Annotated in this window: 22 protein-coding genes; 15 read left to right on the top strand and 7 right to left on the bottom strand. The window is 66.5% G+C overall.

Annotation, left to right across the window (positions count from 1 at the left end):
- Nucleotides 1–297: 297 nt before the first annotated feature.
- On the bottom strand, nt 298–561 hold the full coding sequence (locus tag BTH_RS32740) for a hypothetical protein (protein WP_009906738.1): 264 nt from the start codon (nt 559–561) through the stop codon (nt 298–300).
- Here BTH_RS32740 and BTH_RS29200 point away from each other — a divergent pair.
- From BTH_RS29200 to BTH_RS29185, 4 genes are all read left to right on the top strand, one after another.
- A complete protein-coding gene (locus tag BTH_RS29200) occupies nt 514–1,155 on the top strand; it encodes a MarR family winged helix-turn-helix transcriptional regulator (RefSeq protein ID WP_009906737.1) in 642 nt (213 codons plus the stop codon). The genes BTH_RS32740 and BTH_RS29200 overlap by 48 nt on opposite strands.
- 39 nt (nt 1,156–1,194) lie before the next feature.
- Entirely contained in the window at nt 1,195–1,905 is a 711-nt protein-coding gene (locus BTH_RS29195; protein WP_009910321.1) for a glutamine amidotransferase, read from the top strand.
- Between the two features lie 200 nt (nt 1,906–2,105).
- Complete coding sequence (locus BTH_RS29190; RefSeq protein WP_009906735.1) at nt 2,106–3,218, top strand: NADH:flavin oxidoreductase/NADH oxidase; 1,113 nt, start codon at nt 2,106–2,108, stop codon at nt 3,216–3,218.
- Nucleotides 3,219–3,525: 307 nt separating this feature from the next.
- Nucleotides 3,526–4,038: an SET domain-containing protein gene (locus BTH_RS29185; protein WP_019255084.1), complete on the top strand. Its 513-nt coding sequence runs from the start codon at nt 3,526–3,528 to the stop codon at nt 4,036–4,038.
- A 395-nt stretch (nt 4,039–4,433) separates the two neighbouring features.
- Here BTH_RS29185 and BTH_RS29175 read toward each other — a convergent pair whose 3' ends face one another.
- Both BTH_RS29175 and BTH_RS29170 read right to left on the bottom strand, forming a co-directional pair.
- Complete coding sequence (locus BTH_RS29175) at nt 4,434–5,903, bottom strand: sensor histidine kinase (protein WP_025369685.1); 1,470 nt, start codon at nt 5,901–5,903, stop codon at nt 4,434–4,436.
- A gap of 124 nt (nt 5,904–6,027) precedes the next feature.
- Complete coding sequence (locus BTH_RS29170; RefSeq protein WP_004195796.1) at nt 6,028–6,720, bottom strand: response regulator transcription factor; 693 nt, start codon at nt 6,718–6,720, stop codon at nt 6,028–6,030.
- A gap of 120 nt (nt 6,721–6,840) precedes the next feature.
- On the opposite strand from BTH_RS29170, the gene BTH_RS29165 reads away from it, so the two are divergent.
- Entirely contained in the window at nt 6,841–7,071 is a 231-nt protein-coding gene (locus BTH_RS29165; RefSeq protein ID WP_009906731.1) for a DUF3717 domain-containing protein, read from the top strand.
- Between the two features lie 82 nt (nt 7,072–7,153).
- Here BTH_RS29165 and BTH_RS29160 read toward each other — a convergent pair whose 3' ends face one another.
- Both BTH_RS29160 and phhA read right to left on the bottom strand, forming a co-directional pair.
- Entirely contained in the window at nt 7,154–7,525 is a 372-nt protein-coding gene (locus BTH_RS29160; RefSeq protein WP_080511577.1) for a 4a-hydroxytetrahydrobiopterin dehydratase, read from the bottom strand.
- Nucleotides 7,526–7,542: 17 nt separating this feature from the next.
- On the bottom strand, nt 7,543–8,436 hold the full coding sequence (phhA, locus tag BTH_RS29155; RefSeq protein WP_011402675.1) for a phenylalanine 4-monooxygenase: 894 nt from the start codon (nt 8,434–8,436) through the stop codon (nt 7,543–7,545).
- A 144-nt stretch (nt 8,437–8,580) separates the two neighbouring features.
- Between phhA and BTH_RS29150 the strand changes: the two genes are divergently transcribed.
- On the top strand, nt 8,581–9,072 hold the full coding sequence (locus tag BTH_RS29150; protein ID WP_009906728.1) for an Lrp/AsnC family transcriptional regulator: 492 nt from the start codon (nt 8,581–8,583) through the stop codon (nt 9,070–9,072).
- 129 nt (nt 9,073–9,201) lie between these two features.
- On the opposite strand, the gene BTH_RS29145 is transcribed toward BTH_RS29150, so the two are convergent.
- Both BTH_RS29145 and BTH_RS29140 read right to left on the bottom strand, forming a co-directional pair.
- Nucleotides 9,202–9,732: a class IV adenylate cyclase gene (locus BTH_RS29145; RefSeq protein WP_009906727.1), complete on the bottom strand. Its 531-nt coding sequence runs from the start codon at nt 9,730–9,732 to the stop codon at nt 9,202–9,204.
- A 129-nt stretch (nt 9,733–9,861) separates the two neighbouring features.
- Nucleotides 9,862–10,761 carry a LysR family transcriptional regulator gene (locus BTH_RS29140; RefSeq protein ID WP_009906726.1) on the bottom strand — a complete coding sequence of 300 codons (900 nt, stop codon included), beginning with the start codon at nt 10,759–10,761 and terminating at the stop codon, nt 9,862–9,864.
- A 140-nt stretch (nt 10,762–10,901) separates the two neighbouring features.
- On the opposite strand from BTH_RS29140, the gene BTH_RS29135 reads away from it, so the two are divergent.
- From BTH_RS29135 to BTH_RS29095, 9 genes are all read left to right on the top strand, one after another.
- Nucleotides 10,902–12,428 carry a CoA-acylating methylmalonate-semialdehyde dehydrogenase gene (locus tag BTH_RS29135; RefSeq protein ID WP_009910314.1) on the top strand — a complete coding sequence of 509 codons (1,527 nt, stop codon included), beginning with the start codon at nt 10,902–10,904 and terminating at the stop codon, nt 12,426–12,428.
- Nucleotides 12,429–12,597: 169 nt separating this feature from the next.
- Entirely contained in the window at nt 12,598–14,283 is a 1,686-nt protein-coding gene (locus BTH_RS29130) for a GMC family oxidoreductase (protein ID WP_011402674.1), read from the top strand.
- Nucleotides 14,284–14,798: 515 nt separating this feature from the next.
- Nucleotides 14,799–15,578 (top strand): ABC transporter ATP-binding protein, encoded by a 780-nt coding sequence (locus BTH_RS29125; protein WP_009906720.1) that lies wholly within the window; start codon nt 14,799–14,801, stop codon nt 15,576–15,578.
- Nucleotides 15,575–16,330 (top strand): ABC transporter ATP-binding protein, encoded by a 756-nt coding sequence (locus BTH_RS29120; RefSeq protein WP_009906719.1) that lies wholly within the window; start codon nt 15,575–15,577, stop codon nt 16,328–16,330. The genes BTH_RS29125 and BTH_RS29120 overlap by 4 nt, the downstream gene beginning before the upstream one ends.
- A 67-nt stretch (nt 16,331–16,397) precedes the next feature.
- Nucleotides 16,398–17,594: an ABC transporter substrate-binding protein gene (locus tag BTH_RS29115; protein WP_009906718.1), complete on the top strand. Its 1,197-nt coding sequence runs from the start codon at nt 16,398–16,400 to the stop codon at nt 17,592–17,594.
- A gap of 141 nt (nt 17,595–17,735) precedes the next feature.
- Nucleotides 17,736–18,620 (top strand): branched-chain amino acid ABC transporter permease, encoded by an 885-nt coding sequence (locus BTH_RS29110; protein ID WP_009906717.1) that lies wholly within the window; start codon nt 17,736–17,738, stop codon nt 18,618–18,620.
- On the top strand, nt 18,620–19,594 hold the full coding sequence (locus tag BTH_RS29105; protein ID WP_011402673.1) for a branched-chain amino acid ABC transporter permease: 975 nt from the start codon (nt 18,620–18,622) through the stop codon (nt 19,592–19,594). Before BTH_RS29110 ends, BTH_RS29105 begins: the two co-directional genes overlap by 1 nt.
- Nucleotides 19,595–20,094: 500 nt before the next feature.
- Nucleotides 20,095–21,231, top strand: coding sequence for a hypothetical protein (locus BTH_RS34735; RefSeq protein ID WP_011402672.1), 1,137 nt, complete (start codon nt 20,095–20,097; stop codon nt 21,229–21,231).
- A 325-nt stretch (nt 21,232–21,556) separates the two neighbouring features.
- Nucleotides 21,557–22,714: an ABC transporter substrate-binding protein gene (locus tag BTH_RS29095; protein WP_009910307.1), complete on the top strand. Its 1,158-nt coding sequence runs from the start codon at nt 21,557–21,559 to the stop codon at nt 22,712–22,714.
- The last annotated feature ends 118 nt before the right edge of the window (nt 22,715–22,832 follow it).

Genomic DNA, 22,832 nt, shown 5'->3' with positions numbered 1-22,832 from the left:
AAAATAGTTTTGCAAATCCGCGCACCCGGCGAGCACGGGTTTAGGTTTACCTCGATGTATACGTATGTAAACGTAGTAGTAGTTAACAAGCTCACGCCGATTCTGTGGATAACTTGATATTTCGCCGTAAAGTCAAAGGGCTGTGCCATTGACAACGATGCGGATCGCGCCAGAATTCCGGAGGATGCGCGGGGACGGAAATTTTCTCGGCTCGCCTGTGCGGCCGGTTGTCAAGAAACGGCGCACAGTCCGTCCCTGTGGTTATTCAGTTGTTATCCACAGAATTGGTGGGATAACTTAGCTGTGCGATTTTCCGCTCTCGCTTAGAATGTCGGCTTCGCGGTGGTTGGCGCCGACGGGGGTGCTGAAACCGCGTGCAGGTTCGCGGCGTGTGCCTCGCGGCGAACATGTCGGACGCGCTCGTCCGGGTGCGCCCTTTTGAGACAGAGATCGAGACCTGATCTCCCCACAAACGGCCGCCTTCGAAAGACGGCCGGCAACAGCGAAAAGACTATGAGCGAAGGTGTTTACGGGAACCAGGCTGCGGGGCGAGTGACCCACAGCCTGTTGCGGTTGAGCACGGCTATGCGGAGCCAGGCATGGGATTGGGCGGAAGGCGCGGGGTTGACGCCGACGCAGGGTGAAATCCTCGTGCTGCTGCTCCAGCGCAAGGGGCCGATGCGTCTGGGCGAGATTGCGCGCGAAACGCAGTTGACCGCCGCGACGACGAGCGATGCGGTGAGCACGCTCGAGCACAAGGGGCTTGTCGAGAAGCGTCGGGCGCTCGACGACGGTCGCGCGCTCGCGGTTCGTTTGAGCGCGCGCGGCCGCACGGCGGCGAAGAAGGCGCTGCAGTGGCCGGATTTCCTGTCGAAGGCGGTCGGCACGCTTGGCGGCGACGAGCAGGGCGTGCTGTATCGCGCGCTGCTGAAGACGCTGCGCGAACTGCAGGTCAACGGCGACATTCCGCCGCACCGGATGTGCGTGACGTGCAAGCATTTCCAGCCGGGCAAGGCGGCTCGCAAGCCGACGTACCGCTGCTCGCTGCTCGATCTGTCGATGGCGGACAGCGATCTGCGTCTCGATTGCGCGGTGCACGAGGAAGCGGACGCCCTGACGCAGAAGAAGACCTGGAAGCTCTTCGCGCAGGCGTGATGCGTGCCGAGCGAACGCTCGTCCGTGCCGGAGGCGCTGATGAATGCTGAAGTCGTTGCGATTCGCCACGTGCATTTCGAGGACCTCGGGAGTTTCGAGCAGGTGCTCGGCGAGCGCGGCCGGCGCGTACGGTATGTCGATGTCGGCGGGGCGCGCGTCGAAGTGCTCGACGCGCTCGAACCGTCGCTGCTCGTCGTGCTCGGCGGGCCGATCAGCGCTTACGACGACGAGCTGTATCCGACGACGGCGTCGCTCGCGGCGCTCGTCGGCAAGCGGATCGAAGCCGGCTTGCCGACGCTCGGCGTCTGCCTGGGATCGCAGCTGGTCGCGCGTGCGCTCGGCGCGCGCGTATATCCGGCCGCGCAGAAGGAGCTCGGCTGGATTCCGCTCACGCTGACGGACGCCGGCCGTGCGTCGCCGCTGCGCCATGTCGACGGCGCAAGCACGTCGATGTTGCATTGGCACGGGGACACGTTCGATCTGCCGGCCGGCGCGATTCTTCTCGCGTCAACGCCGACGTGCCGCAATCAGGCTTTCTCGTGGGGCACGCATGTGCTCGCGCTTCAGTGCCATCCGGAGATCCGCGCGGACCGCTTCGAGCCTTGGCTCATCGGCCATGCGGGCGAGATCGCGGCGACGCCCGGCACGGACGCGAAACAACTGCGCGAACAAACCGCGCGACTCGGCCCGACGCTCGAATGCGCGGCGCGCAGCATGTTCGGCGAGTGGCTGGATTCCGTCGGGCTGTAGCGCGATGGCACAACCGGGCTGCGTAGATCGAGCGGCGTTTGCCGCGCTCGTCCGAAACGGCATCGGCTTCGCTGTCGATCGCCGCGTCTGGCCGTTTCCGCTGAAATCCACTTCCCCGCCTCGCGCCGTCGCGCCGGCGGCACGCTTTTGCGCTGCGTGCTAACCTCGGCCGCTCGACTTCCTTCGTGAGAGCGGCTGCCATGAGTGCGTTGTTTTCTCCGTTCACGCTGCGCGGCGTGACCCTTCCCAATCGCATCGTGATTTCGCCGATGTGCCAGTATTCGGCCGAAAACGGCGAGGCGCGCGCATGGCACATGATTCATCTAGGCCACCTCGCGTTGTCCGGGGCGGGGCTGCTTTGCATCGAAGCGACGGCTGTCGAGCCTGACGGCCGCATTTCACCCGCGGATCTCGGCTTGTGGAACGACGCGACCGAAGCCGCGCTCGAACCCGTGCTCGCGGCGATCCGCAAGCATTCGCCGATTCGCGTCGCGATGCAGCTGTCGCACGCGGGCCGCAAGGCGTCGAGCGACGTGCCATGGAACGGCGGGCAACTGATTCCCGCCGACCAGGGCGGCTGGCAGCCGCATGCGCCTTCCGCCGTCCCGCACCGGGAGCACGAGCCTTCACCGCTCGCGCTCGACTCAGCGGGGCTCGAGCGAGTTCGTTGCGCGTTCGTCGAATCCGCGAAGCGCGCGGCGCGTCTTGGCATCGACGCGATCGAAGTCCATGCGGCGCACGGTTATCTTCTGCATCAGTTCCTGTCGCCGCTCGCGAACCATCGCACCGATGCGTACGGCGGCTCGCTCGAAAACCGGATGCGCTTTCCGCTCGAGGTGTTCGACGCGGTGCGTGCGGCGTTTCCGGACGATCGTCCGGTCGGCGTGCGCGTGTCGGCGACCGACTGGGTGACGGGCGGCTGGGAGCTTGACGATACGATCGCGTTCGCGCGCGAATTGAAGCGGCGCGGCTGCGACTGGATCGACGTGTCGTCCGGCGGCGTGTCGCCGCTTCAGAAGATTCCGTTGTCGCCCGGCTATCAGGTGCCGTTCGCTCAGGCGATCAAGCGCGCGGTCGACCTGCCGACGATTGCCGTCGGCCTCATTTCTGATCCCGAGCACGCGAATCGCGTGATCGAAGCGGGCGACGCGGATTTCGTCGCGATGGCGCGCGCGATGCTCTACGATCCGCGCTGGCCGTGGCATGCGGCCGCGCAGCTCGGTGCGACGGTCAGCGCGCCGCCGCAGTACTGGCGTTCGCAGCCGCGCGAGTACAAGGCGTTGTTCGGCGACGTATCGTTCGGCCAGCGTTGAACGCCGCGCGCGCCGCATGGAGGCGGGCCGCCGGCGCGCTGCTCGCATGCCGATTTCGAGCGCGCCGATTCGATTGCCGATGCGGCCGATCTTTCGCCAGTTGCGCGGATTTCGCGCGACGTCGCGCATCGCGCGGCCATTCGATGTTGAACGAAGCAATCCCGAGCGTGTAGGATTCGGTGATTCGAACCCGTCGCGGCGCGCGGCGTGTCAGCCGTATACGGCGCGACGGGCGAAGCCGCGCGGCCGGCACGCAATGCGCGGCGCGATCGTTTCAGTTTCAAGTCGTCATCAAAGGATTCGTTCGATGAGTTCACGCAGGATCGTGGTACGCCGCTCGGGCGTTCACGGCAAGGGCGTATTCGCCGCGGTACCGATCAAGGCGGGAGAGCGCGTAGTCGAATACAAGGGCGAGCGGATCTCGTGGAAAGAGGCGCTGCGCCGCCATCCGCACGACCCGAACGATCCGAATCACACGTTCTACTTCGCGCTCGAAGAGGGGGGCGTGATCGACGGCAAGATCGACGGCAACAGCGCGCGCTGGATCAACCATTCATGCGCGCCGAACTGCGAAGCCGAGGAGGTGGACGGGCGCGTGTACATCCATGCGCTGCGCGACATCGGCGAGCAGGAAGAGCTGTTCTACGACTACGGTCTCGTGATCGACGCGCGCCTGACGAAGAAGCTCAAGCGCGAATACGCGTGCCATTGCGGTGCGGCGACGTGCCGGGGCACGCTGCTTGCGACGTCGGAGGACGACGAAGGCAAGAAAAAGAAGAAGGCGAAGAAGGGCGGCAAGGACAAGAAAAAGAAGAAGTGACGCTTGGCGGCGACGCGCGGCGCGCCCGCGCGTTTGTCGCGATGCTCAGCGTTGGGATTGGCGATCGAATCGAAGAAGGCCGTCCCGTTGTTTTCTCATCCCATCTCGGCTCGTTTGCTCGCGAGCGGTCGCGAATCGCTCGCCGGCGCGATCGATTGCATTCGAACAAGAGGCACTCGTCGCCCGGCGCCCGGCGGCGTCGCGCGTGAACGTCCGTTCGGCGCGGCGCGGATTGACGCGAATGCCGCGTCGAATCGACGTTCCGGATTACGAAGAAAGACGACGCGATGGCGCGACGCGTTCGCGGCGAGCGATGCGGCTCGACCGTGCGCGGCGTGCGCTGCGTGGTGTCGCATCGCGGCTTGCGGGCGCAAGCCGCGCATGCCGCGATAGCATCAGGCCGAAGCGGCCGGCGATTCGGACGAAAGCGGCACCGGCGCGGACGGGTTGTCCGCGAGCGGCACGCGCACGGTGAAGCGCGAGCCGCCCTCGGGCGCGTCCGCGTACGACACCGTGCCGCCATGCATCGCGATGATGTCGTGGACGATCGCGAGACCGAGGCCGGCGCCCGTCTCGACGCCGCTGCCGTTTTGCGCGTCGCCGCGGAAGAAGCGCTTGAACAGGTCCGCCTGCTGCGCGGCGGGCACGCCCGAGCCGTTGTCTTCGACGACGATCTCGGCCGCCGCCTTGCCGTCGTCGAGCGCGATCCGCGAGACGTCCACCGTGATCCGCGCGCCTTGCGGCCGTGCGAGCGGCACGTACTTCAGCGCGTTGTCGAGCAGATTCGCGATCACTTCGCGCAGCAGCACGAGATTGCCTCGCACGACGAGCGGCTCGTCGTCGGCGCGTCCGTCGCCGCGTTGAAAGCCGAGATCGACGTGCGCGGCGAGCGCGCGCGGCACCCATTCGGCGCCGGTTTCGAACGCGAGGCCGGCGAGGTCGACGTCGACGAAACGGGCGGCTTGCTCGCCCGGCTCCGCGCGAGCGAGCGACAGCAACTGGTTCGACAGCCGCACCGCGCGGTCGGCCGCCGAGCGCAGCTCGCGCACCGCGGTCAGCGCCTGTTGCGGATCGCGCGCGACGGCCGCCTGCTCCGCGTGCAGCTTGATCGCGGTGAGCGGCGTGCGCAGCTGATGCGCGGCATCGGCGATGAATTTGCGCTGCGCGTCGAGCGCGGTCTTCAGGCGGCCGAGCAGCGCGTTCATCGCGCTCGTGAGCGGCCGGATCTCGAGCGGCACCTCGGATTCGTCGACGGGCTCGAGCGACGTGTGCGTCTGCCGGTTCAGCGAATCGGCAAGATGCGTGAGCGGGCCGAGCTGCTGGTTGACAACGCGCCACACGATTCCCCAGCCGGCGAGCAGCAGCAACAGCAGCGGCATCATGATCGCGATCAGGAATTCGGCCGCGATCCGGTAGCGATAACGTACCGGCTGCGCGACCTCGACGATCATCGGATTGCCGCTTTCCGTCGTCTGCTCGACGCGCACTTGCGCGACGCGTACCGCCTGGTTGTCGTATTCGGCCTCGAACACGTACGCGACGTGCATCCGGCGCACGCTCGCGCCCTGCAGCGGCAGCTTCGGATCGCCGGCGAGTTCGTGCTCGCCGTCGCTGATCCGGTAGATCAGCTGTTCGGTCGGATCGGAGAACATCGCCTGCGCGAGCGGCGGCACCGTAAACGGCGCGTCGGGGCCGGCGATCTGGATCTGCTTCGAGATCGCCGACGCAAGATCGGCGAGCGAGCGGTCGACGACGTGCTGCGTGTATTGCCACGCAAGCCAGTAGGCAATGAGGCCGCTCATCAGCGCGAGCATCGACAGCGGCGCGGCTAAACGCCGCAGCAGTGTGCGGCGCAGGCTGGTCACAGCCGGATCAGGGGACATCGCGCGAAAGAAAAGAATGAGCGCCGCTTCGCGAAGCGGCGCGGGTCGAGCATGCGGCGTGCGCGGCCGCTGCGCGCCGCACGCTCGGCGTCAGACCGTCGGAGTATCAGACGCTCGCGGTTTGGCGGATTTCCTGCAGCAGGTAGCCGAAGCCGCGCACCGTGACGATCTCGACACGGCACTGCTCGAGCTTCTTGCGCACCCGGTGCACGTAGACTTCGATCGCGGTGTCGCCGAGATCGCCGCCAAAGTGCGTCAGATGATCCTGCAGTTGCGCCTTGCTGACGACGCGGCCGTGACGCAGCAGCAGCATTTCGAGCACCGCGAATTCGCGCGGCGAGAGTTCGAGCGGCTTGTCGTCGTTGAAGATGCGGCGATCGACGCCCGACAGGCGCACGCCGCCGAGCGACACTTCCGGGCGCGGCATGTCGCTGTGCGGGCCGCTGCGGCGCATCACCGCGCGAATCCGCGCTTCGAGCTCGGCGGGCTCGAACGGCTTGAGCATGTAGTCGTCGGCGCCCGAATTGAGGCCCTGGACGCGATCGTTCAACTCGTCGCGCGCGGTTAGCACGATGACGGGCGTGTGACGGTTGGTCTGGCGAAAGCGCGACAGGAGCGTCATGCCGTCGATGCCGGGCAGGCCGAGGTCGAGGATCACGAGCTCGTGGCGGTTTTGCGCGAGCGCTTGCTCGGCAAAGATGCCGTCGTGAACCATGTCGACCGTGAAGCCGGCTTGTTCGAGGCTGCTTTGAATGCCGCGTGCGATGGGGCGGTCGTCTTCGATCAGAAGGAGTCGCATGAGATTCGCTCAAGTACAATGGGTTGGCGGTTCAGGCACGCGGGACAGCACGACGCCGTTTCCACGAAAACGTCAGGGGCCCGGCAACGAGCGGGACGGCCAGCAACGAACCTTTCGATCATGTCCGACATCTCGATCCATGAACTCGAAGCCGCGATCAATTTCTGGCGGGCCCGCTCGCCGGCGAGCGGCGACGAACTCGAACTCTGCGAAGAGGCTAGCGCGCTTTCCAAACCGTATGCGTTGCTGATTGTACAGCGCCAAAGTGCGCTGCAACTGGAAGGATTAGACCCTAAAGCACGCAATGCCTGGGAGTCTTACGTTCGACTTAACAACGGCTTGGAAGGCTGAAGGCTTTCGCTTCATTCAGCATAGAAAACGCTTACGGAAAGCGATACGTTGACGACCTGAAATCGAATCCCCATCAGGGTAATCACGCAGCCTTCGCGTGTTTGCCCACTTCGTCGATGAAATGCGCGAGCTTGATGTCGCGCTCGGTGAGGCCGTTGGCGTCGTGCGTCGACAGCGTGACGTCGACGCGGTTGTAGACGTTGAACCACTCGGGATGGTGATCCATTTCCTGCGCCTTGATCGCGACGCGCGTCATGAAGCCGAAGGCTTCGTTGAAATCGGCGAAACGCAGGCTGCGCTGGATCGCGTCGCGGCCGGGAACGGCAGTCCAGTGGGGCAGGCTTTCGAGTTGGGTCTTGCGTTCTTCCGATGTGAGCTTGTGAATCATTTTCATACCTCGTCCGATGGCGGCGCGGCCGCGCCCGTTCGCGCGACGGCGCGCCGTATCGGCCATTCTTTCATAATTGTTCGTCAGGCGTCTGCATCGGTTGCCCAACCTTCACCCGTGCCGCGCGTGAGCACATGATCGCCGTCAAGCACGGCGCCCGCCGCGTGCTCGGGCGCGTTGGCGAGCCGCGCGGCAAGCGTGCGCGCGTCGATGTCGGCGAGCGCGAAGAGTTGCGCGAAATCGTCGATCACGAAGTAGGTCTTCTGGAGCGTGTCGATCCGGTAACGGGTCCGCATCACGCGCTCGAGATCGAAGCCGATCCGGTTCGGCGACGCGCTTTCAAGGCTGTAGAGCGTCTCGCCCTTGCTCGACACGATGCCCGCGCCGTAGATCCGCAGCCCGTTTTCACCGCGCGCGCCGCGGATCAGGCCGAATTCGACCGTATACCAATAGAGGCGTGCGAGAAGCGCGAGCGCGCGCGGATCGTCGGCGACGCCGAGCGCCGCGCGGCCGTACGCGTGCATGTAGTCGGCGAATACGGGATCGATCAGCAGCGGCACGTGGCCGAACAGATCGTGGAAGCAGTCCGGCTCCTGCAGATAATCGAGCTGATCCGGGCGACGCATCCACCAGGTGACCGGAAACCGCCGGTTCGCGAGATGCTCGAAGAAGACGGCGTCCGGCACGAGGCCCGGCACCGCGACGATGCGCCAGCCGGTTGCGGGCTCGAGCCGGCGGTTCACGTCGGCGAACGACGGCACGCGATCGGGCGCGAGACCGATGCGCGCGAGGCCGCCGATGAACGCGTCGCACGCGCGGCCGCGCAGCAGCGATGCCTGCCGCGCGTACAGTTGCCTCCACACCGCGTGGTCGAGGTCGCCGTAACGGGCGAGCGGCTGATCGATGGTGAAATCGGCGCGGGTTTCGAGGCCCGCGTCGAACTGTTCCTTCAGTTTCGCGGTGACGACGGTGGACATGGTGAACGCCTTGCTTTGCATCGGTGGTGGGGATGCATGCAAGTGTAGAGCGGGGCTCGCGCGGATTGGGCGCAAAGTAGGCGCGCATTCGCCTATGAATGCGATAATCTCGCATCACAACGCATAATCACGCGGAGAATCCTCATGTTGGAACTCGATCACTTCGACTTGGCGCTGCTCGACGTGCTGCAGCGCTCCGGCCGCGCGACGCATCAGCAACTGGGCGAGGAGGTGCCGCTGTCGCCGTCGCAGATCGGCCGGCGGCTGCAGCGGCTCGAGGCGGCCGGCGTGATCGACGGCTACCGCGTCGTGCTGCGGCCCGAGCGGCTCGGGCTTGGCGTCACCGCGTTCACGAGCCTGAAGCTCAAGCATCATGGCGATTCGATCATCGAGCAGTTCCAGCAGCAGATCGACGTGCTGCCGGAAGTGCTCGAATGCCATGCGGTGGTTGGCGACGCCGATTATCTGCTCAGGATCGTCGCGCCGGATCTGAACGCGCTGTCGTCGTTCGTGATGAAGAAGCTGATGCGGGTGCCGGGCGTCGACAGCGTGCGCTCGAACATCGTGCTCACGACGTTCAAGCGCAACGGGCCGCTGCCGCTCGGCCATCTGGCATCCGGCTCGCCCGCCGCGTGACGCGTGTCGCGGGCGGGTTCGGGGGCGGCGGGCTGCCGCAGGACGGCGCACCCGCGCGGGCGATAGCCGCCGGCTGCCGCCGGCTGCCGCCGGGTGCCGCCGGGTGCCGCCGGCGCTCGCCGCAGGACATCACGCGGCGGGTTCGGCCTGTGCGTTGAGCAGATCGACGTACGCGAGCGCGACGAGATCGTCGCTCGGCACGCCGAGCTTCGCGAACACCGCGTGCGCTTCGGCGTGGCCGCCGTCCTCGTCGTCTTCCGGCCCGAGCACGACCTCCAGCTCGACGAAGTCGCCCAGGCCGTCGACGCGGTCGAGGTGAATCCGCGTGCGGCCCGCCAGATAGACATGCCGCTCCTTCGTCACGATGCCGCGGGTCGTGAGCGCCGTCGCGAGGAGCGCGTGCATCGCATCCGGGTTCGTCACCGGGCTGCGCGTGTAGTACGAGGCCTTCGGGCCGTCCTGATCGTCGCGCTGGTAGAAGATCAGCTCGGCGGGCGTGCCGTCCTCGAAGCGGCGCAGCTTCAGGCGGCCGCGCGGCACGTCGTAGAAGAAATCCTGCTGCCGGTAGAAGAGCGGCGCGTCGGTCGCCAGCTCGGCGGCCCGTTCGCGCAGTTGTTCGAATTCGCGCGCGCGGGCTTTGATCTCGATGTTGCGGGCCATGCGGGTCTCCTGTGAAGAGCGTTTGCGGGTCCGGACAAACCATCCAGAAGCTCCCATTCTATCGGGGCGCGAGCGATTTTGACGCGATGCGAAAAGGCCGCGCGCCGCGTCGCCCATCATCAGCGGCGCTCATATCGCCCATTGCTCGTCGATGAGGCGCAGCGCGGCCGCGATCGCCGGTTCGTCGCGGCGCTCGGCGAGCGTGACGAACGTGAGTTCGGCGGGCACCGCGACATGCTCGACGATCGTGAGCGCGTGCGCGTGCGCCTCCCGCAGCGCGATCGAGTCGCGCGCGAGCGTCAGGCCGACGCCCGACTTGACGAGATCGAGCATGGACGTCTCCTGATCGACTTCCGCAACCTTGACGGGCTGCGCGCCCGCATCGGCGAAGCGGCGCGACAGAAGCCGATGGTGCGCGGAGGCGGCGGGCGTCCAGATCCACGGCAGCGCCGCGAGCTCGCGCCACGTGCGTGCGCGCTGCACGCGCTCCTTCCAGCCGGCGGGTGCGAGCACCCGATAGCGGAACTGCGTGAGCGTCACGGTGTGGAAGCGCTCGGCGTCGCGCGGATCGTCCTCCTCCGGCCGGCCGATGTAGTAGCCGACGTCGAGCTCGCGCGCACGGACTCCGTCGAGCACCCAGCCGGACATGCCGTGCCGCAGTGCCGTCTCGATCTGCGGATGCGCCTCGACGAGCCGCTTCAGGAAGCCGCCGAGCCGCAGGAATTCGGGGTCGAGAATCGTGCCGATCCGCAGCCGGCCGCGCACCTCGTGCCTGAGCGCGGCGGCGGCGCGCTTCACGTCGGCCGCCGCGTCGAGCGCGCGTTCCGCGTGCGGCAGCAGCGCCTGGCCGTCGCGCGTGAGCGCGAGCCCGCGCGACGTGCGCGCGAACAGCGCGACGCCGAGCAAGTCCTGCAGGTTCTTGATCTGCAGGCTGACGGCGGGCTGTGTCAGATGCAGTTGCGCCGCCGCGCGCGTGAGGTTGCCCTCGCGCGCGACCGCGACGAACGCGCGAAGCAGAGTCAGGTCCATCGAGCAATATTAGCGCGGCTTATAACGCAATTGAGCATAACTCATTGGATCGCGAATGGGGCCGGCGGGTACGCTTCATTCCCGAAGCGCGCGATACGCGTGCACGACGGAAAGCGGCAACGGCAAACACGGAGGACGACATGACCGGCAGTACCCATTCGAACGATTCGCGCGTGCGCGCACTGACCCACTTCATCGGCGGCCGCGCGCTCGACGGCGCGAGCGACCGTTACGGCGACGTGTTCGATCCGGCGCTCGGCAAGGTGACGGCCCGCGTGCCGCTCGCGAGCGGCGCGGAAGTCGAGGCGGCCGTCGCGGCCGCGGCCGCCGCGTTCCCCGCGTGGAGCGAGACGTCGCCGCTCAAGCGCGCGCGCGTGATGTTCAAGTTCAAGGAACTGCTCGACCGCCATCACGACGAGCTCGCCGAGCTGATCACCCGCGAGCACGGCAAGGTGTTCTCGGACGCGAAGGGCGAAGTGATGCGCGGGATCGAAGTCGTCGAGTTCGCATGCGGGATTCCGAATCTGCTGAAGACCGACTTCACCGACCAGATCGGCGGCGGCATCGACAACTGGAACCTGCGGCAGCCGCTTGGCGTCGTCGCCGGGATCACGCCGTTCAACTTTCCGATGATGGTGCCGTGCTGGATGTTCCCGGTCGCGATCGCGTGCGGCAACACGTTCGTGCTGAAGCCGTCCGAGCGAGATCCGTCGGCGTCGATCCGGCTCGCCGAGCTGCTGAAGGAAGCGGGGCTGCCCGACGGCGTGTTCAACGTCGTGCACGGCGACAAGACGGCTGTCGACGCGCTGATCGCGCACCCGGACGTCGCCGCGCTGTCGTTCGTCGGCTCGACGCCGATCGCCGAATATATTCATACCGAAGCCGCGCGGCGCGGCAAGCGCGTGCAGGCGCTCGGCGGCGCGAAGAACCATCTCGTCGTGATGCCGGACGCGAACCTCGATCAGGCGGTCGATGCGCTCGTCGGCGCGGCGTACGGCTCGGCGGGCGAGCGCTGCATGGCGATCTCCGTCGCCGTGGCGGTGGGCGGCGTCGCCGACGCGCTCGTCGAGCGGCTCGCCGAGCGCGCGAGGACGCTGAAGATCGGCAACGGGATGCAATCCGACGTCGACATGGGGCCGCTCGTGACGGCCGCGCATCGCGCGAAGGTGTCCGCGTACATCGACGCGGGCGTCGCGGCGGGCGCGAGGCTCGTCGTCGACGGGCGCAAGCATGTCGTCGACGGCTGCGAGAACGGCTTCTTCCTCGGCGGCACGCTGTTCGACGACGTGACGACCGACATGTCGATCTACCGCGAGGAGATTTTCGGGCCGGTGCTGGCGGTCGTGCGGGTGCCGGATTTCGCGAGCGCGGTCGAGCTCATCAACGCGCACGAGTTCGCGAACGGCGTGTCGTGCTTCACGTCCGACGGCGGCATCGCGCGCGCGTTCGCACGGAAGATTCAGGTCGGGATGGTCGGCATCAACGTGCCGATCCCGGTGCCGATGGCGTGGCATTCGTTCGGCGGCTGGAAGCGCTCGCTGTTCGGCGATCACCACGCATACGGCGAGGAGGGCGTGCGCTTCTACACGCGCTACAAGAGCGTGATGCAGCGCTGGCCGGACAGCATCGCGAAGGGCGCGGAGTTCGCGATGCCCGTCGCGAAGTGACGCGAGCGCGTTCGGCATCCTGACGACGCCGCGCGGCCCCCGCACCGGGGCCGTGCGGTCTATGCTTTAACGGCGCGCATCGGCGTTCGATGCGACGCTTGGCGCCGAGGGCGCACGACGGCGGTCCGCGCGAACGATCGCCGCAACCCAATTGAGGAGACGGCAGACCGTGGCTACCGAACGTACGCTCGAGGGCGAATTCGATTATGTGATCGTCGGCGCCGGCACGGCCGGCTGCGTGCTCGCGAACCGGCTCACCGAAGATCCGGACGTGACCGTGCTGCTGCTCGAAGCCGGCGGCAAGGACGACTATCACTGGATTCACATCCCGGTCGGCTATCTTTACTGCATCGGCAATCCGCGCACCGACTGGCTCTACAAGACCGAGCCCGAAGCGGGCCTGAACGGCCGCGCGCTGTCGTATCCGCGCGGGCGCGTGCTGGGCGGCTCGTCTTCGATCAACGGCATGATCTACATGCGCGGCCAGCGCGGCGATTACGACGATTGGGCGCACGCGACGGGCGACGCGGGCTGGTCGTGGGACAGTGTGCTGCCGATCTTCAGGCGCAGCGAGCATCACCACGCGGGCGCGACCGACGTGCATGGCGCGGGCGGCATGTGGCGCGTCGAGAAGCAGCGGCTGCGCTGGGAGATTCTCGAGGCGTTCTCGCAGGCCGCGCAGCAAACCGGCATTCCGGCCACCGACGATTTCAATCGCGGCGACAACACGGGCGTCGGCTATTTCGAAGTCAATCAGAAGCGCGGCGTCCGCTGGAACGCGTCGAAGGCGTTCCTGCGGCCCGCGCTTGCGCGGCCGAATCTCACCGTGATCACCGGCGCGCAGGCCGAGCGGCTTGTGTTCGACGGCAAGCGCTGCGCGGGCGTCGAGTATCTCGGCGGCGGCGCGCCTTTTCTCGCGCGTGCGCGCATCGAAGTGCTGGTCGCGTCGGGCGCGGTGAATTCGCCGCAACTGCTCGAATTGTCCGGCATCGGCGACGGCAGCCGGCTGCAGGCGCTCGGCATCGGCGTTGTCGCGGATTTGCGCGGCGTCGGCGAAAACCTTCAGGATCACTTGCAGTTGCGCATGGCGTTTCGCGTGCGCGGCGTGCGTACGCTGAACACGCTGTCCGCGCACTGGTGGGGCAAGCTGTGGATCGGCGCGCAGTACGCGTTGATGCAGCGCGGGCCGATGTCGATGGCGCCGTCGCAGTTGGGCGCGTTCGCGAAATCGGACCCGAACGATCCGGCGCTCACGCGGCCCGATCTCGAATACCACGTGCAGCCGCTGTCGCTCGAGCGCTTCGGCGAGCCGCTGCATCGCTTCAACGCGTTCACCGCGTCCGTCTGCCATCTGCGGCCGACGTCGCGCGGCAGCATTCATGCGGTGTCGCCGGACCCGGCGCGCGCGCCGGCGATCGCGCCGAATTATCTGTCGACCGATCACGATCGACATGTCGCGGCGAACGCGCTGCGCCTCACGCGCCGGATCGCGGCGGCGCCCGCGCTCGCACGCTATGCGCCCGAGGAAATCCTGCCGGGCGCCCAGTATCTGAGCGAAGCGGAGCTGATCGCCGCGGCGGGCGCCGTCGGCACGACGATCTTTCATCCGGTCGGCACGTGCCGGATGGGCCGCGCGGACGATCCGGACGCGGTTGTCGACAGCCGCCTGCGCGTGCGCGGCGTGACGGGGCTGCGGATCGTCGATGCATCGGTGATGCCGACGATCACGTCGGGCAACACGAACTCGCCGACGCTGATGATCGCCGAGCGCGCGAGCGACATGATCCGCGCGGATCGACGCGGCGCACCGGAGCGCGGCGCGGCCGCGAGCGTCGAGGCCGCGCTGCCGACGTAAAAGTGACACGCTCCGTTGAAAGAATCGGCAAAGGATCGGCAAAGGATCGGAATGAAAATGCAGCCGAGGGTTAACCCAAAAGCGAAGCGCGCGATCTCGCGGGCATTCGATCGCGACAGCGATTTTTAGATTCGTGCCGGAACGCGTTTATCGTCGAAGGCTATTTCGTCGCGCGCGTAAAGAAACGCATGTGGCATCAGGGTTTGCGCGCAGCCGGAAACGATTTCGCACGAACCGGACGGCCGCATGCGAATAAGCGAGCGCATTGATCTCGAAAACAAAAAAAACGAGTGGAAAATGCTCGCGGCTGTCGCGCCCTATAAGTGCAAATCCCGATGAATGCACTGCACCAACGGCGCGACAATGACACGCAGTCTGAATCTGCGACTTGCGCGAGGAGACCGGCCTCTGGCGCAACGATACAAAGCTCGGGGGCAGCCTCTCATCCGCTGAATGCATCGTGGCCGCTTGCGCGAGATCTCCCAGCGCTTCGCCTCACTTCGTAGGAAGGGAACATGATTCTCGGCGACACGATTCTCGAAACACGCGGACTCACGAAGGAATTCAAGGGCTTCACCGCGGTGAGCGGCGTGAACCTGCGCGTGCGGCGCGGCTCGATCCACGCGCTGATCGGACCGAACGGCGCCGGCAAGACCACTTGTTTCAATCTCCTGACTAAATTCCTGAAGCCGACTTCGGGTCAGATCGTCTACAACGGCATCGACATCACCGACGAGCGCCCCGCGCAGATCGCGCGGCGCGGCGTGATTCGCTCGTTTCAGATCTCCGCGGTGTTTCCGCATCTGAGCGCGTTGCAGAACGTGCGCATCGGCCTGCAGCGTTCGCTCGGCACCGCGTTTCATTTCTGGCGCAGCGAGCGCTCGCTCAAGCGTCTCGACGATCGCGCGATGGATCTGCTCACGCAGGTCGGCCTCACCGATTTCGCGCACGTGCCGACAGTCGAGCTTGCCTACGGCCGCAAGCGCGCGCTGGAGATCGCGACGACGCTCGCGATGGAGCCCGAGCTGATGCTGCTCGACGAGCCGACGCAAGGCATGGGCCACGAGGATGTCGATCGCGTGACGGCGCTCATCAAGAAGGTTGCGAGCGGCCGCACGATCCTGATGGTCGAACACAACATGAACGTGATCGCGGGCATCTCCGACACGATCACCGTCCTGCAGCGCGGCGAAGTGCTCGCGGAAGGCACGTATGCGGAGGTGTCGAAGAATCCGCTCGTCGTCGAGGCGTACATGGGCAGTGCGGACGCGGCCCTCGCGGGGGCGCACGCATGAACCACAGCGAACGGGAAGAACGCGAGTTGAACAGCGTCGAAAGCGGCACGCCCGCGCTCGCGATCGCGGGGCTCGAAGCGTGGTACGGCGAATCGCACATCCTGCACGGCGTCGATCTGACCGTGCATCGCGGCGAGGTCGTCACGCTGCTCGGCCGCAACGGCGCGGGCCGCACGACGACGCTGCGCGCGATCATGGGGCTCACGGGCCGCCGGCAGGGCTCGATCAGGATCGCGGGCCACGAGACGATCGATCTGCCGACGCACAGGATCGCGCATTACGGCGTGGGCTATTGCCCGGAGGAGCGCGGGATCTTCTCGAGCCTGTCGTGCGAGGAGAACCTGTTGCTGCCGCCCGTGCTCGGCGATCGCAAGAGCGCGATGTCGCTCGAGGACATCTACGAGATGTTCCCGAATCTCGCGTCCCGGCGCAGCAGCCAGGGCACGCGGCTGTCGGGCGGCGAGCAGCAGATGCTCGCGGTGGCGCGGATCCTGCGCACGGGCGCGAACCTGCTGTTGCTCGACGAGATCTCCGAGGGCCTCGCGCCCGTGATCGTGCAGGCGCTCGCGCGGATGATCGTCATGCTGAAGGCGCGCGGCTACACGATCGTGATGGTCGAGCAGAACTTCCGTTTCGCGGCGCCGCTCGCGGATCGCTTCTACGTGATGGAACACGGCCGCATCGTCGAGCATTTCGGCGCGGCCGAGCTCGAGGGGAAGATGCCCGTGCTGCACGATCTGCTCGGCGTATAGCGCCGCTTTGCTGGTCCCCCGATGTACATAACCTAAGAACCACAACGCACTACACCAGGAGACGTCAATGAAACTGAAGACCCTCGCGCACGTTTGTCTCGCCGTTGCCGCCGCGTGGTCGGTCGGCGCCGCGCAGGCCGCGGACGCCGTGAAGATCGGCTTCATCACCGACATGTCCGGCCTCTACGCCGACATCGACGGGCAGGGCGGCCTCGAGGCGATCAAGATGGCGGTGGCCGATTTCGGCGGCAAGGTCAACGGCAAGCCGATCGAGGTCGTGTACGCCGATCACCAGAACAAGGCGGACATCGCCGCGTCGAAGGCGCGCGAATGGATGGACCGCGGCGGGCTCGACCTGCTCGTCGGCGGCACGAACTCGGCGACCGCGCTGTCGATGAACCAGGTCGCGGCCGAGAAGAAGAAGGTCTACATCAACATCGGCGCGGGCGCGGACACGCTGACGAACGAGCAGTGCACGCCGTACACGGTCCACTATGCGTACGACACGATGGCGCTCGCGAAGGGCACGGGCTCGGCGGTGGTGAAGCAGGGCGGCAAGACGTGGTTCTTCCTGACCGCCGATTACGCGTTCGGCAAGGCGCTCGAGAAGAACACCGCGGACGTCGTCAAGGCGAACGGCGGCAAGGTGCTCGGCGAAGTGCGGCACCCGCTGTCGGCGTCGGACTTCTCGTCGTTCCTGTTGCAGGCGCAGTCGTCGAAGGCGCAGATCCTCGGCCTCGCGAACGCCGGCGGCGACACGGTGAATGCGATCAAGGCGGCGAAGGAATTCGGCATCACGAAGACGATGAAGCTTGCCGCGCTGCTGATGTTCATCGACGACGTCCACGCGCTCGGCCTCGAGACGACGCAGGGCCTCGTGCTGACGGACAGCTGGTACTGGAATCGCGATCCGGCGTCGCGGCAATGGGCGCAGCGCTATTTCGCGAAGATGAAGAAGATGCCGTCGAGCCTGCAGGCGGCCGACTATTCGGCGGTGATGACTTATCTGAAGGCGGTGCAGGCGGTGGGCTCGACCGATTCCGACAAGGTGATGGCGCAGCTCAAGAAGATGAAGATCGACGACTTCTACGCGAAGGGCTACATCCGTGCGGACGGCAGCATGATTCACGACATGTATCTGATGGAAGTGAAGAAGCCGTCCGAATCGAAGGAGCCGTGGGACTACTACAAGGTCGTCGCGACGATTCCGGGCGAGCAGGCGTTCACGACGAAGCAGGAGACGCGCTGCGCGCTCTGGAAGTGACGCCGCGTCACGCCGGCGCCGCGCATGCCGCGGCGCGCGGCGAATGCACGCGCGACGGCGGCCCGAATGCCGCTGTTGTGACCATTTGGTTGCATGCGCAACGTTTTTTGACCTGACACTGACTGATTGACGGCAGATTCGATGGACATCTTCGGCATTCCGATGTCGGCGATGCTGAGCCAGTTGCTGCTCGGACTCGTCAACGGCTCGTTCTACGCGATCCTGAGCCTCGGGCTCGCGGTGATATTCGGGCTGCTCAACGTGATCAACTTCGCGCACGGCGCGCTCTTCATGCTGGGCGCGATGCTCGCGTGGATGGGGCTCGACTATCTCGGCTTGCCGTACTGGGCGATGCTCGTGCTCGCGCCCGTCGTCGTCGGTCTGTTCGGGATACTGATCGAGCGCTCGATGCTGCGCTGGCTCTACAAGCTCGATCACCTGTACGGCTTGCTGCTGACGTTCGGGCTCACGCTGGTCGTCGAAGGCGTGTTCCGCGCGATTTACGGCTCGTCCGGCCAGCCGTACGACGTGCCCGAGCTGCTCGCAGGCGCGACCAACGTCGGCTTCATGTTCCTGCCGAACTATCGCGCGTGGGTCGTCGTCGCATCGCTCGCGGTGTGCTTCGCGACGTGGTTCGTGATCGAGAAGACGCGGCTCGGCGCCTACCTGCGCGCGGGCACCGAAAATCCGAAGCTCGTCGAGGCGTTCGGCGTGAACGTGCCGATGATGGTCACGCTGACCTACGGCTTCGGCGTCGCGCTGGCCGCGTTCGCCGGCGTGCTCGCGGCGCCCGTGATCCAGGTGTCGCCGCTGATGGGGCAGCCGATGATCATCACCGTGTTCGCGGTCGTCGTGATCGGCGGCATGGGCTCGATTCTCGGCTCGATCTTGACGGGCCTGATGCTCGGCGTGGTCGAGGGCTTCACGCGCGTGTTCTATCCGGAGGCGTCGGCGACGGTCGTGTTCGTCATCATGGCGATCGTGCTGCTGATTCGCCCGGCAGGTTTGTTCGGCAAGGAAAGATGATGCAGAGAAAAGCGCTCTACGGGCTGTTGCTGGCCGGCCTGCTCGTCGCGCCGTTCGTCGGCGCGTATCCGGTGTTCATGATGAAGGTGCTGTGCTTCGCGCTCTTCGCGGCCGCGTTCAATCTGCTGATCGGGTTCACGGGCCTGCTGTCGTTCGGCCACGCGATGTTCCTCGCGACGGCGGGCTACGTGACGGGCTACGCGATGCAGTCGCTCGGCACGACGCCGGAGCTTGGCGTGCTGGCCGGCACCATGGCGGCGACGCTGCTCGGCCTCGTTGTCGGCCTGTTCGCGATCCGGCGGCAGGGCATCTATTTCGCGATGATCACGCTCGCGTTCGCGCAGATGGTGTATTTCATCTATCTGCAAGCGCCGTTCACGCACGGCGAGGACGGGCTGCAAGGCGTACCGCGCGGGTGGCTGTTCGGGCTCGTCGATCTGTCGTCGGATCTCGCGCTCTATTACGTCGTGCTCGTCGTCATCGCATGCGCGTGCCTGTTCATCGTGCGCATCGTGCATTCGCCGTTTGGGCAGGTGCTCGTCGCGATCAAGGAGAACGAGCCGCGCGCGACGTCGCTCGGCTACGATACCGATCGCTTCAAGCTGCTCGCGTTCATCCTGTCGGCCGCGCTCGCGGGGCTTGCCGGCGCGTTGAAGGTTGTCGTGCTCGGCTTCGAGACGCTGAGCGACGCCTACTGGACGATGTCGGGCCTCGTCGTGCTGATGACGCTCGTGGGCGGCATGGGCACGCTGTTCGGCCCGCTCGTCGGCGCGGCGCTGATCGTCGCGCTCGAGGATCGGCTGGGCGACATCGGCGGCTGGCTCGCATCGGTCACGCACATCGACTGGTTCCGCTCGCTCGGCGAATCCGCGACGATCGTCACGGGCCTCATCTTCATCGCTTGCGTGCTCGCGTTCAGGCGCGGGATCGTCGGCGAGGTGATCGCCCGGGTGCGGCCGCTGCGGGCGTCGTGAGCGGCCAGGCGGAGCGATCGTGCGGTGCGCAATGAATCGTTGGGAATCCGATCCAATGCGCGCGGCAAACACCCGGCCCGGCTCGGCCTGACGCGGCCGACGGCATGCCCCAATTTCGTGCGGCGATGCACCATAGGGGTAAATGCTAGGTTGTCGCATCCGGCGAGCTTGCATTAACCTTCGTTTCAGTTCTGATGCACCGCGAAACGAATTTGCAGGTGGAGAACGAGGAGACATTCGAGGCACTGAGTGCCCGGCCCAAAGCGCTGTTGGATTCATTCCAACAGCGCTTTTTATTTGCGCGTTTGCGGCGGCGCACCAAGCGGTCTTCGATGAACGCCGTTTGTCGCGCTGCCTTCGATTGCCGCTCGCTTGCGTCGGCCGGCCCGTGTTGCTGCGGGCTAACCCGGTTGTCGCGCGCGTAACGCGTCCGCTACACTCGCCGTTCCCCGACCTGTTGGTCGGGGACTGGCCGAGCGCGAGACACGGAGACGAACTCGATGATAGAGGCGTGGCGGTTCTGGGGAATCGGTGCGGCGAGCGCATGGGCGGCCGGTTCAGGCGCCGCGTTCGCGGACATCCGGATCGGCCTTGCCGCTGGTTTCGCGGTTCCCACGGTTCCCACGGCTTCCATCGCTTGCTCCACCGTGCGGCCAGGCCTTCACGAAACGAACTTGAGTGCGCCGCCGCCGAACGAAATCGGCGAACGGGCAGCCGGCTGCGTTGCTTTCGGCGATCCGGCTGAGTCGGCACACGGGATCAACCACGCCTGCCGGTTCGCGAGCGAAAACCGAGGCGATGCGCTGATTCGCTCGACCGTTTTCCCGTGTTCGCCCGCGATCGGCGGCATTGTCGCGCCGTGGCCGGCCCGGGCGATTTCGTCGGCGGCAACGGCTGCGAGCGTCGAGTCGTTCGATGCGAAGCGTGTCCCGGGCCTCGATGTCCTGCCGGACGATATCCGGCTGTCGATCCCGCTCGTCAGGCACGGCGTCGCGAAGCGCGACATGAAAACGGTTGCGCTCGTCGGTTTCAACGGCGCGTACAGCGAGAACTCGCTAACGGAATTCGGCAGCGCGGCGGCGGAGCGGATCGCGCGCGGCGACATGCCCGCGACGCGTCAGGCGTTGCGCGCGACGCGGAAGCAGCCCGATGAGGCCACGCCGGCCGCAGATGCATACGCAGGTGCCGGCGTGCCCGGTGCGTCGCCCGGCGAGACGCTGCGGGCCATGGAGGTGCGCAGCGAACGGAGTGCAATCCGGCAGCGGGCGCACGGCATCGCGATCGACGCTTTCTTTCAAGCGCGCAGCGCGGGCCGCAACGGTGCGCGCCCGCTCGCGGCCCCGATTTTTGTCATCGATCAGTTTCATCCCGATTCACATGCCGACAAGCCGCGCGCGCCTGCATGCCGGCGCGCGCGTGAAGGCGGATATGGCGTCGGCGCGATGCCGATTCCCGGCGAGCACGCACGCGATGTCGCGCCGCATTCGGCGCGTGCGGTTCCAGTCGAGCCGAAGCATGGCTGGCCCGGCATGCCGGCGTCTCGCGATGCGGCGAGCACCTCGTTCGGCATGGCCAACGGCGTTGCCGACGCGTGCCGCGCGTTATTTGGCGTTGGCCTTGGCGAACCGCTCGCCTGATGGCCGGGATCGTCGGCGCGGAGTGGAGCTCGCGTGGGATCGCGGGCAGCGCGTGTGACGGGCGACGGAGCGGCGAGGGCGCGCGCGGCCGGCCGCGCTTTTTTGTGAGCGCGCGGCGGGCGGCGTCGGCCGGAAGATTGCAGCAGGAGCAGCAGAAGGGCGCGTGCGATGCGCACGCGCAGGGGAGCGCAACAGCAAGAAGAACGCGCCCCGCGCCGATTCACCGTTGAACGTGAAACCGGCCGCGGCGGCGTGCAGGTTCGATCGGCGCGCCAGGTCGTAACGGCCGCTCGATCGCATTTCGCGCAGCGTTTGGAGACACACAATGAAAATGAATCGATGGATCGAGGTCGCGCTCGCGGCCGGCTGCTTGTGTACCGCCGGGCTCGCGTCGGCGCAGGTGAAGATCGGCGTCACGGTGTCGGCGACGGGCGCCGCTGCGTCGCTCGGCATCCCCGAGAAGAATACCGTTGCGCTGCTGCCGAAAGAGATCGGCGGCAAGCGCGTCGAGTACATCGTGCTCGACGACGCGTCGGATACGAGCCGTGCTGTGCAGAACGCACGCAAGCTGATCGACGAGGATCATGTCGACGCGATCATCGGCTCGTCGATCACGCCGAACGCGCTCGCGATGATCGACGTCGTCGCGCAGGGCAAGACGCCGACGATCTCGCTCGCCGCAAGCGCGCACATCATCGCGCCGATGGATGCGAAGCGCGCCTGGGTGTTCAAGACGCCGCAAAACGATCGCCTGATGGCCGACGCGCTTGCCGGCTACATGGCGAAACACGGCGTGAAGACGGTCGGCTTCATCGGTTTCGCGGACGCGTACGGCGACGGCTGGTATGACGTGTTCAGCGCGGCCGCGGCGGCGAACGGGATCAAGATCGTCGCGAACGAGCGCTACAACCGCACCGACGCGTCGGTGACGGGCCAGGTGCTGAAGACGCTGGGCGCGCGCCCCGACGCGGTGCTGATCGCAGGCGCAGGCACGCCCGCGGCGCTGCCCGCGAAGACGCTCAAGGAGCGCGGCTACACCGGCAAGGTCTACCAGACGCACGGCGTTGCGAACAACGATTTCCTGCGCGTGTGCGGCAAGGATTGCGACGGTGAGCTGCTGCCGGCGGGGCCCGTGCTCGTCGCCGATCAGTTGCCCGATTCGAATCCGGCGAAGCAACCGGCGCTCGCGTACAAGGCCGCGTATGAGAAGGCATACGGCGCGGGTGCGGTGTCGACGTTCGGTGGCCATGTCTGGGACGCGGGACGAATGCTTCAGCGAGCGATTCCGGAGGCGCTGAAGAAGGCGCAACCCGGCACGCCGGCGTTCCGTGAGGCGCTGCGCGGCGCGCTCGAGAACGTGAAGGACTTGCCGGTGTCGCACGGCGTGATCAACACGACGCCGGCCGATCACAACGGCTTCGATACGCGCGCGCGCGTGATCGTGCAGATCGTCGGCGACAAATGGAAGTTGCAAGCCGACTGAGCGGCGGCTGACGGGCGGGGCGCACGCGATGCGGCGCGCCCTGCGGCATCGCAAGTCCGGCACGCAGGGGCTGCGTGATCGTCATGCGGACACGTCGCGTGACACCGCAAGGGTTTCA

This window comes from Burkholderia thailandensis E264, from assembly GCF_000012365.1.
Taxonomy (GTDB): Bacteria; Pseudomonadota; Gammaproteobacteria; order Burkholderiales; family Burkholderiaceae; genus Burkholderia; species Burkholderia thailandensis.
Note: the sequence above shows the minus strand (reverse complement) of the source record. Positions and strands in the feature narration are given on the sequence as shown.